At 70.9% G+C, this 14,479-nt stretch carries 13 protein-coding genes; 5 read left to right on the top strand and 8 right to left on the bottom strand.

Going from position 1 to position 14,479, the window contains the following annotated elements:
* Nucleotide 1: 1 nt before the first annotated feature.
* Nucleotides 2–343 (bottom strand): hypothetical protein, encoded by a 342-nt coding sequence (locus ACFVR6_RS01060; protein WP_386957978.1) that lies wholly within the window; start codon nucleotides 341–343, stop codon nucleotides 2–4.
* Between the two features lie 86 nt (nucleotides 344–429).
* Nucleotides 430–1,563 carry a M24 family metallopeptidase gene (locus tag ACFVR6_RS01055; RefSeq protein ID WP_386957976.1) on the bottom strand — a complete coding sequence of 378 codons (1,134 nt, stop codon included), beginning with the start codon at nucleotides 1,561–1,563 and terminating at the stop codon, nucleotides 430–432.
* Nucleotides 1,564–1,631: 68 nt separating this feature from the next.
* Here ACFVR6_RS01055 and ACFVR6_RS01050 point away from each other — a divergent pair, with 68 nt between their 5' ends.
* Nucleotides 1,632–2,300 (top strand): ThuA domain-containing protein, encoded by a 669-nt coding sequence (locus ACFVR6_RS01050; RefSeq protein ID WP_386957974.1) that lies wholly within the window; start codon nucleotides 1,632–1,634, stop codon nucleotides 2,298–2,300.
* A 129-nt stretch (nucleotides 2,301–2,429) separates the two neighbouring features.
* On the opposite strand, the gene ACFVR6_RS01045 is transcribed toward ACFVR6_RS01050, so the two are convergent.
* The 3 genes from ACFVR6_RS01045 to ACFVR6_RS01035 all read right to left on the bottom strand — a co-directional run bounded on the left by ACFVR6_RS01045 (nucleotide 2,430) and on the right by ACFVR6_RS01035 (nucleotide 6,242).
* Nucleotides 2,430–3,095, bottom strand: coding sequence for a response regulator transcription factor (locus ACFVR6_RS01045; protein WP_386957972.1), 666 nt, complete (start codon nucleotides 3,093–3,095; stop codon nucleotides 2,430–2,432).
* Nucleotides 3,068–4,822: a sensor histidine kinase gene (locus tag ACFVR6_RS01040; protein WP_386957970.1), complete on the bottom strand. Its 1,755-nt coding sequence runs from the start codon at nucleotides 4,820–4,822 to the stop codon at nucleotides 3,068–3,070. Before ACFVR6_RS01040 ends, ACFVR6_RS01045 begins: the two co-directional genes overlap by 28 nt.
* Before the next feature lie 118 nt (nucleotides 4,823–4,940).
* The gene (locus ACFVR6_RS01035) at nucleotides 4,941–6,242 is read right to left on the bottom strand and encodes a M23 family metallopeptidase (RefSeq protein ID WP_386957968.1); all 1,302 of its coding nucleotides are present in this window, start codon (nucleotides 6,240–6,242) and stop codon (nucleotides 4,941–4,943) included.
* Nucleotides 6,243–6,351: 109 nt separating this feature from the next.
* Between ACFVR6_RS01035 and ACFVR6_RS01030 the strand changes: the two genes are divergently transcribed.
* Both ACFVR6_RS01030 and ACFVR6_RS01025 read left to right on the top strand, forming a co-directional pair.
* Complete coding sequence (locus ACFVR6_RS01030; RefSeq protein ID WP_386957966.1) at nucleotides 6,352–7,155, top strand: hypothetical protein; 804 nt, start codon at nucleotides 6,352–6,354, stop codon at nucleotides 7,153–7,155.
* A gap of 29 nt (nucleotides 7,156–7,184) precedes the next feature.
* Nucleotides 7,185–9,224: a hypothetical protein gene (locus tag ACFVR6_RS01025; protein WP_386957964.1), complete on the top strand. Its 2,040-nt coding sequence runs from the start codon at nucleotides 7,185–7,187 to the stop codon at nucleotides 9,222–9,224.
* 152 nt (nucleotides 9,225–9,376) lie between these two features.
* On the opposite strand, the gene ACFVR6_RS01020 is transcribed toward ACFVR6_RS01025, so the two are convergent.
* Nucleotides 9,377–10,255, bottom strand: a complete 879-nt coding sequence (locus tag ACFVR6_RS01020; protein ID WP_386957962.1) for an SDR family oxidoreductase — start codon at nucleotides 10,253–10,255, stop codon at nucleotides 9,377–9,379.
* Nucleotides 10,256–10,534: 279 nt separating this feature from the next.
* Entirely contained in the window at nucleotides 10,535–11,845 is a 1,311-nt protein-coding gene (locus ACFVR6_RS01015) for a serine hydrolase domain-containing protein (RefSeq protein WP_386957960.1), read from the bottom strand.
* Between the two features lie 54 nt (nucleotides 11,846–11,899).
* Here ACFVR6_RS01015 and ACFVR6_RS01010 point away from each other — a divergent pair, with 54 nt between their 5' ends.
* Together ACFVR6_RS01010 and ACFVR6_RS01005 are read left to right on the top strand one after the other, a co-directional pair.
* On the top strand, nucleotides 11,900–12,208 hold the full coding sequence (locus tag ACFVR6_RS01010) for a DUF2470 domain-containing protein (RefSeq protein ID WP_386957958.1): 309 nt from the start codon (nucleotides 11,900–11,902) through the stop codon (nucleotides 12,206–12,208).
* A gap of 74 nt (nucleotides 12,209–12,282) precedes the next feature.
* Nucleotides 12,283–12,939: a biliverdin-producing heme oxygenase gene (locus ACFVR6_RS01005; protein WP_386957956.1), complete on the top strand. Its 657-nt coding sequence runs from the start codon at nucleotides 12,283–12,285 to the stop codon at nucleotides 12,937–12,939.
* 138 nt (nucleotides 12,940–13,077) lie between these two features.
* Here the strand turns inward: ACFVR6_RS01005 and ACFVR6_RS01000 are convergent, their stop codons facing one another.
* Nucleotides 13,078–14,433, bottom strand: coding sequence for an ATP-dependent DNA helicase (locus tag ACFVR6_RS01000; protein WP_386957954.1), 1,356 nt, complete (start codon nucleotides 14,431–14,433; stop codon nucleotides 13,078–13,080).
* Nucleotides 14,434–14,479: the final 46 nt, after the last annotated feature.

The following is a 14,479-nucleotide window of genomic DNA, read 5'->3' as shown; positions in this document are numbered from 1 at the left end:
CTCAGAGCTGGATGCAGATGCTCTCGTGATCGACGCCCTGCACGGCGAAGCTCTCGACCAGGCGCATGCGACCGTCCTCGGCGTGCTCGATGCGGCTGTCGGCGCTGCCGCGCACGACCCGGCCGTCGGCGACGAGCGCGTGGGCGAAGTCGATGCCCACGATGTCCCCGTCGAGGCTGCCGACGAAACGGCCCTCGGTGACGGTGTCGCCGGTGTACTCGCCCCAGACGAGCAGGCCGTCCTGGTGGTAGGTGAAGGTCGTGGGGGACTGCGGGTCGACGACGCTGGCTGTGGAGGAGACCATGGCGAAGCGCAGACCGTCGAGGTCGATCGTGGAGGGCATCCCCCGAGTATCGCGCGAGCCGGGCAGGCGCTGTCAAACCGAGCGGGCGGATGCCACGCCGCCGCGGTGCCGCCCGATCGCGCCCGTCAGCCGAGCACGGTGAGTCCGCGCGGACGGCGGTTGAGCGCCTCGGCGCCGTCGGCGGTCACCACGACGATGTCCTCGATGCGTGCACCCCACCGGCCGGGGAAGTACACCCCCGGTTCGATGCTGAACGCCATGCCGGGTGCCAGCGGGGTGTCGTTGCCGGCGACGATGTAGGGCTCCTCGTGCACCGACAGCCCGATGCCGTGGCCGGTGCGGTGCACGAACGCGTCGCCGAGTCCTGCGGCGACCAGCACGTCGCGCGCGGCCGCATCGACGGCGGCTGCGGTGACGCCGGGGCGCGCGGCGTCCCGCGCGGCCTGCTGGGCGCGCTCGAGCACCGCGATCGTGGCGGCGATGTCGGCGTCGGGCTCGCCGATCGCGTAGGTGCGGGTGGAGTCGGAGTAGTAGCCCGGAGTCACCGCGCCCCCGATGTCGATCACGACGATGTCGCCCGCTGCGACGACCCGGTCGGACACCTCGTGGTGGGGGTCGGCGCCGTTGGGCCCGGAGCCGACGATGACGAAGTCGGCCGCCTCGTGGCCCTCCGCGACGATCGCCCGGGCGATGAGATCGGCGACCTCCCGCTCGGTGCGACCGACCTGGAGGAACTCGGCCATGCGCGCGTGGACGCGGTCGATGGCATCCCCCGCGCGACGCAGCGCCTCGATCTCGGCGGGATCCTTGACCATGCGCAGCTCCCGCAGCACTCCGGTCGCGAGGATCGGGATCGCCCCGAGAGTGTCGGCCAGCGGCAGCACGTGGAGCGCCGGCATCGCGTCGGCCACGGCGATGCGGCCGGAGCCGCCCACGGCCGCGGCGACGAGCCGGTACGGGTCGTCGCCATCGGTCCAGTCGCGCACCGGGAGCCCCAGTTCGGCGACAGCGGCGGGGCCGAGGGAGGCGAGCTCGAGTCGTGGCACGACGACCGTCGGGGTCGAGCCGTCGGCGGGAACGACGAGCGCGGTCAGCCGCTCGTGCGACGACGCCGTCGCCCCCACGAGGTACTGCAGGTCGGGGCCCGGAGTGATCACGAGGGCGTCGAGGTCGGCGGCACCGGTGGCGCGGGCGGCACGCGCGAGGCGGTCGGCGTAGACGTCGGAGGGGAACCGCGAGGGCGTCGGTGTGGTGCTCACGACGACACCCTACGACCGCGGGCCGCCGGCCGGCACCGGGCTCCGGCACCGCTACCGTGGTGAGCACCATGCCGAGCTCCCCCACCGCCCTCGTCCTCAGCGGCTCCGGTCGCTATGCCGACCCGTGGCATCCGTTCGCGCGCACGAGCCCGCTCCTGGCCGAGGTGCTGACCGGAGCCGGATTCGACACCGCAATCGACGACGACGTGGATGCCGCGATGACCCGGCTCGACGGCGTCGACCTGCTCGTGGTGAACGCGGGCGACCCGTGGGGCGACGACCGCTCCTCCCTCGCTCCCGCGGCATCCGTCGCCGGCTTCGACCGCGCGCTCGAGCGCGGGATCGGCGTGCTGGCCGTGCACTGCGCCGTCGCGTCGTTGCGGGACTACCCGTCGTGGGCGCCGGCGATCGGCGGCATGTGGGTGCCGCAGGCGTCGTGGCATCCCGAGATCGGCGACGTCGACATCGCGACCGCGCCGCTCCCCGACGGCACGACCGCCCCCGGATTCACGGTGTTCGACGAGCGGTACTGCCGGCTGCAGCAGTTCGGCGAGCGCATCGTCGTCGCCACACACGAGGCCGAAGGGCAGCGGATGCCGGCGGCCTGGGTGCGCACGCACGGCCGGGCGCGCGTCGCCGTGGACACCCTCGGTCACGACGAGCGGTCGTACCGCTCGGCGGGGCACCGCGACCTGATCGCGACCCTCGCCCGCTGGGCGGCGGCCGGCGCGGCCTGACCCGCGCGTCGCCGGCCTTCGCCACACCTTCGGAGATCGCCACTTCTTCGGTCCCGGACGCCCACCGGCATCCGAAATACCGGCGATCCCCGAAGAAACGGCGACGACCCGGATGCCGCGCCGCGGCGCTCAGGCGTCGTCGAGGTAGTGGATCACGGCCTGCACCCGCCGGTGGACATCTGCGTCGGCCGGCAGCCCGAGCGCGTCGTAGATGCGGGACATGTGCTGCACGACCGCCTTCTCTGTGAGGAAGAGCTTCGCGGCGATGCTCGCGTTGCTGCACCCCTCGGCCACCAGCGCGAGGACTTCGCGCTGACGCGGTGTGAGGCAGCCGACGGCCGAGGCCGCCCGGCTCGCGCGGTCGACCATGACGGCCACCACCTCGGGATCCAGCACCGTTGCGCCGGTGGCGACGGCGGCGAGATCGTGCAGGAACGTCTCGATGTCGGAGATGCGCTGCTTCAGGAGGTACCCGACGCCGCCGGCGCCGCTCGAGAGCAGCTCCCGGGCGTAGCTGCGCTGCACATGCTGCGACAGCACGACCACGCCGGTCGCGGGGTGCGCCGCGCGGATGGCGAGCGCAGCGAGGAGGCCTTCGTCGGTGTGGGTCGGCGGCATCCGGATGTCGGTGACCACCAGGTCCGGCGCGTGCGCGGCGACCGCCTCCCGCAGCCGGCCGGCGTCGCCGACGGCCGCCACGACATCATGGCCGGCTTCCTCCAGCAGAAGCTGCAGACCGCGCCGGATGAGCGTCTCGTCCTCTGCGATCACGATCCGCAGGGCAGTGTCACGCATAAGCGCGTCCCTTCCGTCGGGGTGCTGGTCAGCGCGAACGTCCCGCCCGCGGCATCCACCCTGTCCGCGAGCCCTCGAAGGCCCGTGCCCCGCTCGACCTGCGCCCCGCCGATGCCGTCGTCGCGCAGGTCGAGCACGAGTTCGTCGCCGTGGACCTCGAGCCGCACGACGGCCGAACCGGCCTGGGAGTGCTTGACCACATTGGTGAGCCCTTCGGCGATCACGAAGTACGCCGTGTCGGCGATGGCGTCGCCCAGCACCCCGACAGCGCCGACCAGTCGCGTGGGGATCGGCATGCGGTCCGCGAGCTCCTCGGCGGCCGCGAACAGCCCGCGCTCGATGAGCGCCGCCGGCACGAGGTCGTGTACGAGCCGCCGCAGATCGGCCGCGGCCGTGTCGATGTCGTGACGCAGCCGCGTCGCACGCGCGTGGACCGCGTCGGGGTCGGCGGAGGCCAGTCGCTGGGCGTCGACGGCGAGCATGACCAGCTGCGCCTGCAGCCCGTCGTGGAGGTCCCTGGCGATGCGGCGGCGTTCACGATCGGCGGCTTCGACAAGTCGCTCGCGCGAGCGCAGCAGCGCGCGGCGGTTCGCCCGCAGCTCCGCGGTGAGGCGCTCCCGGTCCACCGCGATCGCCACGACGTTGCCGGCGGTGCGCACGAGCTCCTCATCGACGAGCAGCGCCCGGTCGTACTCGATCGCACCGATCACCCGGCCGTCGAGGACGATCTGCGCCCAGCCTCGGTGGGCGGCGGGCGCCGGAGCGGGGTGCCCGTCGGCATCGACGAAGCAGCCGCGCGCGGCCGCCCAGAAGTACAGCTCCAGCGACGGGTCGCCCAGCGCCCGCGCCAACGCCGCCGACAGCAGCTCGCGACTGGCCGCGGCCGTCCCGAGCCAGGTGCCCAGCTCCTCGAGTTGGCCGGTGCGGGCGAACCCGCCGCGCAGCATGCCGAGCGCGAACGCCACGGGCACCCCGGTGATCACCAGGTACTGCAGGGCGATGCCGATCAGGGGGTCCACGCCCAACGGCGCCCACACCAGCCGGCCGCTGAGGGGTGTCGCGACGGCGGCGAAGATGCCGTACGAGAACAACGGCACGAGCACGCGACGGTGGGCGGCGTCTGCGCGCCTGAGCCGACCGACGAGGATCACCACCGTCGCTCCCATGACCACCGCGCCGGCGGCCACCTGCACCGACAGGGCGGCCGCGGCGAGGTCGGGGGCATCGACGATGACCAGGTCCGGTGCCGGGCCGTCCGCGTCGAACAGGTACTGCGGCGCCTGCAGCGCCGTCGACAGCGTGTACCCGGCGATCACCACCGCCCTCGCCGGCCAGGTGATGAGGTAGCCCGTGGGGAAGGCCAGCAGCAGATGCAGCATGGCGGGGAGGACCAGCGTCGCGCAGACGGCTCCGACGGCCACGAGGAACGGGACACTGGTGTTGCCCACCGTGCCCAGATGGATCATCACCCCCGCCAGGACGATGAGCAGTCCCAGCGGGTTGCTCGGCCTGCGCTGCCACGCCACCACGCCGATGCCGACGTAGACCCAGAACATCACCGCACTCGCCGCGATGAGCGGCCAGGCCGGGTCTTCGACGGGGATCAGCGCGAGGTACACGGCGCCGAGGATCCCCGCCAGCACGGCGACCATCGCGAGGGCGCGGTCGAGCGAGCGGGCGAGCGCCGAACGGACGGGTACCGGACGGCCGCCATGAGGTTGGGTCATCGGGCACCAGAGGGGACGGGGAACTCCATTGTGGCGGCTGGATGCCGGGACACCTAGCGACCCAGGTCGCCTGTGGCGCGGCATCCGCCCGCTCGAGGAACCGCCGCGCACCGCCGCGTCACGGGAAGTCGATGATGGCGAAGCCCAGCGGCAACTCGCCGGTGCGCGGATCGGGCCGGGACAGCGCACCCTGCAGGAAGGTGCCCGTGAGGTAGTCGTCGGCATCGGCGATCAGCTCGGGGGCGACCTGCCCCGCGTAGTCGAAGCTCTCGAACGCATACGGGAGCGAGTCCGAATCCAGCAGGCTCGGCCCGTCCATCAGCTGGAAATGCAGGTGCGACGCGTTGGCGTTGCCGGTGTTGCCGAGATGCCCGAGAACCTGGCCCTCGGTCACGGTGTCGCCGGGCTTGACCGTGACCGATCCCGCGATCAGGTGGGCGTACATGGCGTACACCCCGCCGCCGAGGTCGAGCACGACGTGGTTGCCGTCGACGTTCTCGACGGTGAGCTTCGCCGCCAGCTCGGGGTCGTGCGCAGGCAGCACACCCGGGGCGTTATCCGCCATACCGTCGAGGATCGACACCACTGTGCCGTCCGCGACGGCGAGGATGTCGGCGCCGTAGTCGATGTAGCTGTCGTTGCTGGTCTTGTCGCCGGCGTAGAACTGGCCCGCGTCGTTCGTCCGCTTCCAGTCGATCGCGAACCGCTGGCTGTTGTTGAGCTTGCCGTTGACCGACATCACGGAACTGCGGTGCGGGAAACCGGGCTCGCAGCATCCGTTGAGCGCGACCCAGTTATCGCCGCGCACCGGGGGCGCGATGACGGGCAGCGTCCGGGTGGAGATCTCCAGCGGCGCGGCCAGATACTCCATGGCACCCGGCTCGCCGAACGCCGGGGAGAGCGCGCCGGTGCCCGAGATGCGGTGCAGGAGCACCGGGGGGAGCTGGTCGAGCGAATCGAGGGTGAAGTCGATGAAGACCACGCGGCTGGTCTGGGGCGGGATGACCGCGCTGTCGACGTAGCCGGCGGGCAGGTCCCGGAGTCGGTTGCACTCTCCGAACGTGCACGACGGATCGACCAGCGCCGCCCCGGAGAAGCTCGCGATCGTCCGCTCCGGATCGGTCCCGTCGACGACGTCGATCCGGCCCAGGGTCGCGGGGATCTTCGTGGCGTTGGTGAGCTGCAGATCGTAGACGACGTGGAACCGTCCGTCGGTCCCGGGGAACGGCAGCGGCGGTGCGCCGATGGTCTCGACGGTGACCGCGGTGAACGCGTCCGGCACCGTCACGCCGTCGACGGATGCCTCGGCGCGGGGCGCATCCCTGGCGTCGGGCGGCGCGGCGGCGGAGCAGCCGGTGGCCAGCACCGCCACCGCAGCGATCAGCGGGACGGCCAGATGGAATATGCGGCGAGATGTCACGCTGAAGCTCCAGTTCGTGCGGTTTCTGCGAAGTTATCAACGGGCGCCGGCGCACCGGTGGGGACCTGGGTCCCCTGTTTCGCCGGTCGGCGATCCCTAGCGTCGTGGCGTGATGCAAAAGCGCAGGTCCCGAGTCCACCCCTGGAAGATCGTCGCGGTCGCCGCCGGCGCTGCCGTCGTCGTCGGTGTCGGAGTGGCGATCGCCGTCGGCGCGTCGACCGCGTCGCCCCCGGCGGCAGAGCCGGCCTCGTCCGCAGCGGAGCCGTCGGGAGCGCCGGCGGCCGACGGAAGAGTCGCGGCGACCCCCGAGCAGGCGTACGCCCTCTCGCTGCCGGTGCTGGGCGCGTGGCTCGAGGACGACTTCGACCATGCATGGATCGCGACGGCCGGCACGCTGGAAGCCGCTGCCGCGGCGCTGGACTACGCGGCGCGCGACGACGTGCAGTACGGGCATTGGGTGGATACCTTCACCCAGGTGCTCGACATCGCCGATGCGGTCTCCGACGGCGACCAGCAGGCAGCGCTGGCGGCCTACGCTCCGCTGTCGGCGCAGCACCCGGGCCCGTACGCCGACGTCATCGTCGATCGGTCCTTCTCCCGGGTTCCCGCCGATGACGCGCTCCCGCATCTTGACGCCCTCGACGCGGCGATCGCGGCCGGCGACCACATCGCGGTGCGCCGATCTGCAGGCGACGTCGCCGAGGCGTTCGCCGAGGTCATCCGGGCAGCTCAGCTTCACGTTCCGGATGAGGCCCACCAGGTGCTCACCCGCCTGCTGCCCGCGCTGCATGTCGTCGACGACGTGCACGCCGCCGTACGCGACGACCAGACCGAGGATGCCGCTGCGGCAGCCGCCGAGCTGCGCTCCGCTTTCGACACCTTCACCGCCTGGCACCAGAGCGTGTCCGGCTGACATCCACGATCACTCAGGGAACGAAGAACATGAGATTCAACGCTCGACGACGGCAGACATCGCACCGCGCACGCGCTGCACTGGCCATCCCCTTCGCGGCGGTCCTCGCCGCGGGACTCATGGCCGGGCCGGCATATGCCGAGACCGCCGATCCGCAGACCGACCCCGCTACACCCGCTCCGTCGGCGACGCCTCAGCTGTCCGAGGCGGAGCCCGAAACCGATACCGGGACGGAACCCGCGGCCGAGACCGAGCCGGCCGGCGATGCCGCGGTATCGGTGATGTCCCACGCCACACAGACCGTGCAGCGCAGCGCCGTGCCCACACGGGCGACCGGGTTCCAGCTGCGGTATGCGTTCGCGCCCGGCGTGCAGCCCGCGAACCCGCACAACGAGTCCGACGTGACCGCCGAGAAGCCCTATGACTGGTCGGATGCCGGCATCCGTTACCTGGCGTGGGACTACCCCATGCCCGATGACGGCCACCACGAAGTGACCTTCACCGCGCAGCTGATCGATTACGGAACGCTCACCGACTACACCGTCCAATACACCTCGACCGTGAACCGGACGGCCGGGTCGCTGAGCGTCGAAACGGACTGCGCCATCCTCCGAGACGGCGCACCGGTGGACTTCGAGAACGAGTCGCCTTTCGCCTGTGACGGGGCCTCGGCTCAGGGAGCATCGGGTGCCGTGATCGCCTCCGCGGACGTCGCGCTGCACAACTGGTCCACCATCACCGGCATCATCGACGTGCGCAATGCCGGCGACGGACCGGTCATCTCGCTCGCCGAGGGGACCTTCTCCACCGCGAACCAGCAGAAGCGCATCGTGATGAACGGCGAGGCCTGGTACCCCGTCGCCGCGAGCGTGGAGGAGAAACGTGCTCTTCCCTACGCGACGATCCCCAATGGGGGAACTCTCACCTGGTCCGCCGCGCAGCAGAACTTCGGTCGCGAACAGTCCGAACCCGACACCCACGCGCAGGCTTCCTTCGCCTACCGCATCCTGCTCGATGGCAAGGGAACCCCGTACTGGATCAGCGGCTGGGCGGAGAACTACAAGTACCTGTCGGGCAGCGAGCCCTCAGCCACCTGTTCGATCTACCTGGGCGACCCGAACACGACCGGTGTGCGCGTGCTGGAGAACACGCCGTTCACGTGCGAGCCCACCGGGATGAGCAAGCCGAACGTCAACACCGACGATGACACCACGTTCCAGGTGCGGATGGCCAGGGTGGACACGGTGGACAGCGACCAGGATGCCAGGAACAACGGCATCGTCGACGCCTGTGGCGAGCATGGGAATGGCTGCATCCAGTCCATCGGTGAGCCGACGCTCGACACGGCCGAGGCAGGCAACCCGCGGACCATCGCCACCCAACCCCACACGGCGGGCGCGGACGAGCCCCAGGAGTGGAAGTTCGAACGCACCTGGTCGCAGGAGGTCACGGACTCCGTCGAGCAGAGCTTCGGCATCAAGCTCAGCTACGAGGCAGAGTATGAGCCGATGCCGGGCGAGACCTTCAAGCAAGGAATCGAGTTGAGCTCCGAGACGAGCTACGGATATGACCTCACCAAGGGGCTGGAATACACGTTGACGAGTTACCCGAGGATCCCGTTCGGCGCCGTGGGAAGAATGGTGCAGTACGAGGCCTGGGACGTGTACACGGGTGAGCTGTACTTCTTCGGCGAGGGCAACTCGTGGTACCGCCTCAGCGGGACCTCGATCAAGATTCCGGTCGACGCCTCGATGTTCGGTGCCGAGTCGAAGACGTTCGCCGGGCACGTGGATGCGCAGGAGGCCCCGGTCGTCGGCGGCGTGGAGTTCCGCTGTTCGTGGAAGGAATCCGCGCGGGCGAACGTCCTCCTCCACAACCCGACCGTCGAGAAACTCACTCTGTGCGACATCCCCGCGAGCTGGGGCGACGAGGTGCCCCACATTCGAGGGCTCGACCTCGACCCCGACCTGCTCAAGGACGCCCGCGCGGTGCTCGCCGATGACCTCGAGGCGCTGAACGAAGAGCTCGAGGAACGCAAGAAGGAGCTCATCGAACTGCGTCGGGGCTGATCGAACCGGCTCCCGCGCACGGCTCGCACGCCGACGGTCACCGCGCCCCCGCGCCGGCCGTTTCCCGGACCGCCACGCCTCCCCCCGGCGTCGGCGGGACACCGGGGGCCCATCGGACTGCTCGCCCGATGGGTCCCCGGCCCGTCCGTTCGTTACAGGTGCTTGCCGCCCGTGACCGGCAGCACGGCGCCCGACGTGTACGACCCCGCCTCGGAGGCGAGGTACACGTACGCACCCGCGAGTTCGGCCGGCTGCCCGGCGCGGCCGAGCGGGGTGTCCTGCCCGAACTCCGACACGTGCCCTTCTCCCCACCCGGTCGCCGGGATGAGCGGGGTCCAGATGGGACCGGGCGCGACGGCGTTGACGCGGATGCCGCGGGGCCCGAGCTCCTCGGCGAGCGCCCGCACGAAGGCGACCTGCGCGGCCTTGGTCATGGCGTAGTCGATGAGTCCGGGCGACGGGTTGAACGCCTGCACCGATGAGGTGACGATGATCGACGCCCCCGGCTGCAGGTGCGGCACTGCGGCGCGCGCGGTCCAGAGCATGCCGTAGAGGTTCGTACGGAAGACGCGGTCGAACCCGTCGGTGGGCAGGTTCTCGATGCCGTCGCGGTCCTTCTGGTACGCCGCGTTGAGCACGACGACGTCGAGTCCTCCCAGCTGCGAGACCGTGTCGGCGACGATGCGCGTGGCGAAGTCCTCGTCGCGGATGTCACCGGGCAGGGCGACCGCACGGCGGCCGGCCGCCTCGATCAGCGCGACGGTGGCATCGGCATCCTCCTGCTCCTGCGGAAGATAGGCGATGGCGACGTCGGCGCCCTCGCGCGCGAAAGCGATCGCGACGGCACGGCCGATGCCGGAGTCGCCGCCGGTGATGAGTGCGCGACGTCCCTCGAGCCTGCCGCTGCCGCGGTACGACTGTTCACCGTGGTCAGGGGTGGGCGTCGTCTCGGTGGTGAGCCCCGGCTGCTCCTGGCTCTGCGCGGGGAACTCGCCGTCGTGGTGCTTGTCGCGGGGATCCTGCGTGGTCATGGTTCTCCTTCCGTGGGCCTCCTTCCACCCTGTGGGAGCCCCACGACCCGGCCCAACCCCTTGACAACCCACCCCGCGCTCCCGAGTGAGCATTCGTCGCGCCGAGTGAGTATTCGTCGCGCCGAGTGAGTATCGGGCCGGGGCACCGCGACGCGGCATCCGCGGCTCGGTCGTCGCGAACGCACCTTTTTCGATGCGCAGCGGGACGGATGCGACGACTCAACGAGAGGAAAGGACGACCGCCCCCCCCAACCCGCGGAAGGGACGCAGCAGGCCGGATCAGCCCTCGGGCAGGGGGCAGACGGCGTTCGCGACGATCGACTCGGCGTACTGCTCGGGCGTCCACGGCAGGCCCGCGCTCGGCGCGGTCTGGCCCGATGCGGCAGGAGCCTTGGAGGTGATCGCGGCGAGCTCCCACGCGAGGTAGGCGCCGACGCCGGCGTTCGCCGAAGAGTTGTTGAGCACGACCGCAACGGTCATCCCGGTCGCGGGGTCGGCGAAGCCGGCGGTGATGTAGCCGGGGACCGAGCCGAACTGTCCGATCAGCGATCCCGCCTGGTAGGCGCCGCCGTCGGTGGTGTACCAGGCAGGCAGGTCCGCAGCCACCGGCAGCGGAGCGGCGAAGCGGTCATCGCTCGCGCCGGGGAGCGCACCGGTGGCGAGGGCCTGCAGGTACACGCCCAGGTCGTCGATGTCGGACACGACCCCGGATGCCGTGAAGCCGGCGCTCGAGGAGAGCGAAGTGATGTCGGTGGGCTCGGCGCAGTTGAGCGGCCCCTCCGGCGTCGGGGGCGAGTAGTAGCCGTGGAGCACCGGACTGCCGGCCTCGGTGAGGTCGGTGGTCGGCGCCGGCAGCAGTGTGTCGTCCAGACCGAGCGGCTCGGTGACGAAAGTCTCGTACATCTCCGCGGCATCCATGCCCGTCGCGCGCTCGAGGGCGAGGCCCAGCAGCACGTAGCCGGTGTCGGAGTCGGAGTACGCCGCTCCCGGCCCACCGGTGCGTCCGGCGCCCATGCCGTACGAGGCGAGTTCCTTGGGGCTCCACACGCGCTGCGGGGTGACGAGCATCCGGGGGCTCACGACACCGCCGAACGCCGCGATCCCGCTCGTGGAGTCGCAGAGCTGGCCCAGCGTGATGTCCTCGTACCCGGCCATGCCGGTGATCCAGTCGGTGAGCGAGTCGTCATGTGACACGAGCCCGCGCTCCGCGGCGCCGTCGAGCACGTCGCAGGTCATCGCCCGCGTCACGTTGCCGACACGGAAGCGCATGTCGGTGCTCACAGCCTCGCCGCCGACCGTCGTGGTGCCGAGTCCGGCGACCCAGGTGCCGCTCCACGGCGCCCAGACGCCCACGATCGCTCCGGTCGAGCCGGTGGCGGCCATGGCGCGTTCGACTGCCGCCTGCAGCTGCTGCTGGGTCTCCCCCGGAAGCGCGGCATCCACCTGCTCGGGGACGTCTGGCACGGCAGACACTCCGCCTGTGGAACACGCGGCGAGCGCGAGCGCGATGCCGACGGCACCGGCGATCACCGATGCGGTGCGCCGTGCGCGGTTGTACTGCGGCATCTCCACCCCCGAAAGGTCCTCCATCGATTCAAACACACCCGAGCAGCCTGCCCCGCACGCCTCACCTAACCTGGGGGCATGCCGCACACCTTCGACGACGCCGCCGTGTCCGGCGTGCTGGGCCATATGAACCACGATCACGCCGCCGACAACCTGCTGATCGCGCGCGCCTTCGGTGCAGCCGACGCGACGGATGCCGTCATGACGGGGTTCGACGGTGAGGGCGGCGAGTGGCTTGCGGTGCGCGGTGACGGGTCGCGTGAGACGGTGCGGGTGCCCTGGCCCGGCGGCTCCATCACCGAGCGACGCGACGTGCGGCGCGAGATCGTGGCCCTCTACGACGCCGCCTGCGCCATGTTGGGCGTCGACGCGCGCCCGCACGACTGAGCAGGATCCGGCCGCGATCACGGGCACCGAAATAGCTTCAGGTTAGCTGAGCCTCATTGCGCTAGCATGACCGCATGCCCGAACCCATCCCCTTCTCCGCGGCCCTGCGCGAGCGCTCCACCAGCGCCCACTCCGGCAGCGAGAGCGCCGGTTTCATGGCCGACCTCATCAAGGGCGACGGCACCCGCGAGGACTACATCGCGCTGGTCGTGCAGCACTGGTTCATCTACGAGGCCCTGGAGCGCGTGGCCGAGCGCATGAAGAGCGACCCGGTGGCGTCAGTGTTCATCACCGACCGCCTCACGCGCCTGCCGGCCCTCGAAGCCGACCTGGAGTTCCTCGTGGGCCACGACTGGCGCGAGACGGTGACGCCGCTGCCGACCACCCAGCGCTACGTCGACCGCATCAACGCCGTCGGCGCGACGTGGGCCGGCGGCTTCGTCGCGCACCACTACACCCGCTACCTCGGCGACCTGTCGGGCGGCCTGTTCATCGGCCGGCTCATGGCCCGCCGCTTCGGATTCGAGACCAACGGCATCGGCTTCTACCTGTTCGCCGACATCGCCGACCCGAAGGCCTTCAAGGACGTCTACCGCGAGCAGCTGGATGCCGCGCCCTGGGACGACGCCGAGAAGGAGCGGGTCATCGACGAGGTGCTGCTGGCCTACCGCTTCAACACCGAGCTGTTCGAGGACCTCGCCCGCGCAAAGGCCGACGTCCGCGTCGCCTGACCCCCGCGCGCTCGCGCCGCCGCGCCGCGCCGCGTCGCGCCAACGATCGCTGAGACGACAGTCGGCGGCCGAAACAGTGGGTAACGACCATTGTCTCGGCGCCCAGCTGTGGTCTCACGGTTTCCGGGGGCGGGGCGGTCAGGCGCGGGGGCGCATGAAGCGGCGCACGTCGGGGTCGACGCGGATGTCGCTGGGACGCAGCGGGCGGGTGAGGTAGAGACCGTCGAGGCTCGTGAGCCGCGAGAGCGCGACGTAGGTCTGTCCCGGCGCGAACGCCCCCGAGCCGAGGTCGACGATCGCCCGCTCATACGTCTTGCCCTGGGACTTGTGGATCGTCACGGCCCACGCCAGCCGCAGCGGGAACTGCGTGAACTCCGCCACGATGTCGCGTGAGAGCGACTTGGATGCCGCGTCGTAGGCGTATCGGAACCTCTCCCACACGGTGGGCTCGACGTCGTGCTCCTCGCCGTCCACGTCGACCCGCACCGTCGACCCCGCAATGCGCGTGACGGTGCCGATGGTGCCGTTGACCCAGCGCGGCGGCTCGCCGAACCCGCCCACGTCGTTGCGGAGGAACATCACCTGCGCGCCCACCTTCAGCTGCAGTTCGCGCTCCGCGGGCAGCGAGGCGTCGCCTCGACCGAAGTCTCCGCTCACCTCTGCGCGCGCCGTCTGGACGGCGCCCGGCAGCGCGTCGAGATGACGCTGGTTGATGCGGTTGACGATGTCGTTGCGGGTGGCCAGCGTGATGATGGGCGGCTCGTCGCCGCTGGGCTCCGGTGGGCGCCGGGCACCGGCGGTGTTGAGCACCTCGGCCATGTCCGCGGTCACGACACCGTGGCGCACGGCGTTGAGGAGGATCTTGAACGTCGGGTCGGGCTGCCGGTGGATGTCGCGCAGCTCCCGGATGTTGAGCTTCGCGCCGTGGCGACCGAGGTCGATGAGGCCGCTGTCGGCCCCCTCGCCCGACTCACCAGCCCACACATGCGCGTCGAAGAACCAGAACGACCGGTAATGGTCGCGGATGTAGCGCATCTCGTCGCCGCGCGGCGGCACTGGGGCCAGCTGGTACGGGTCGCCGAACATGACCACCTGCGCACCGCCGAAGGGTTCGCTGCGCCGGCCGCGCGCCTGCCGCAGCGAGCGGTCCATGGCATCCATGAGGTCGGCGTTGACCATCGACACCTCGTCGATGACGAGGGTGTCGAGGGCATTGAGGATGCGACGGGTCTGGTCGGGCTGGTCGAGGTCGCTGCCGGCGATGAGGCCGATCGGCAGCCGGAACAGCGAGTGGATCGTCTGGCCCTCGACGTTCAGGGCGGCGACCCCGGTGGGCGCGCACACCGCGATCTGCTTGTCGGTGTTCCACGCGAGGTGGCGCAGCAGGGTGGACTTGCCGGTGCCGGCGCGCCCCGTGACGAACACGTGCTCGTTCGTGTCCTCGATGAGACGGAACACCTCTTCCTGTTCGTCGGAAAGGGGCGGCGTGCTCACCGATTCATGCTCGCACACCGGCGGGGCCCTCGCCGCGCGGGGGATG

Origin of the sequence: Microbacterium sp. NPDC058021 (assembly GCF_042885955.1) — a bacterium.
Lineage (GTDB): Bacteria > Actinomycetota > Actinomycetes > Actinomycetales > Microbacteriaceae > Microbacterium.
The sequence above is the reverse complement of the archived record's forward strand: the minus strand, read 5'-3'. Positions and strand labels throughout refer to the sequence as shown.

Coding starts and splice junctions, on each gene's coding strand:
- ACFVR6_RS01060 (WP_386957978.1), bottom strand. CDS start 343: ATGCCCTCCACGATCGACCTCGACGGTCTGCGCTTCGCCATGGTCTCC.
- ACFVR6_RS01050 (WP_386957974.1), top strand. CDS start 1,632: ATGCCGAGCTCCCCCACCGCCCTCGTCCTCAGCGGCTCCGGTCGCTAT.
- ACFVR6_RS01045 (WP_386957972.1), bottom strand. CDS start 3,095: ATGCGTGACACTGCCCTGCGGATCGTGATCGCAGAGGACGAGACGCTC.
- ACFVR6_RS01040 (WP_386957970.1), bottom strand. CDS start 4,822: ATGACCCAACCTCATGGCGGCCGTCCGGTACCCGTCCGTTCGGCGCTC.
- ACFVR6_RS01025 (WP_386957964.1), top strand. CDS start 7,185: ATGAGATTCAACGCTCGACGACGGCAGACATCGCACCGCGCACGCGCT.
- ACFVR6_RS01020 (WP_386957962.1), bottom strand. CDS start 10,255: ATGACCACGCAGGATCCCCGCGACAAGCACCACGACGGCGAGTTCCCC.
- ACFVR6_RS01015 (WP_386957960.1), bottom strand. CDS start 11,845: ATGGAGGACCTTTCGGGGGTGGAGATGCCGCAGTACAACCGCGCACGG.
- ACFVR6_RS01010 (WP_386957958.1), top strand. CDS start 11,900: ATGCCGCACACCTTCGACGACGCCGCCGTGTCCGGCGTGCTGGGCCAT.
- ACFVR6_RS01005 (WP_386957956.1), top strand. CDS start 12,283: ATGCCCGAACCCATCCCCTTCTCCGCGGCCCTGCGCGAGCGCTCCACC.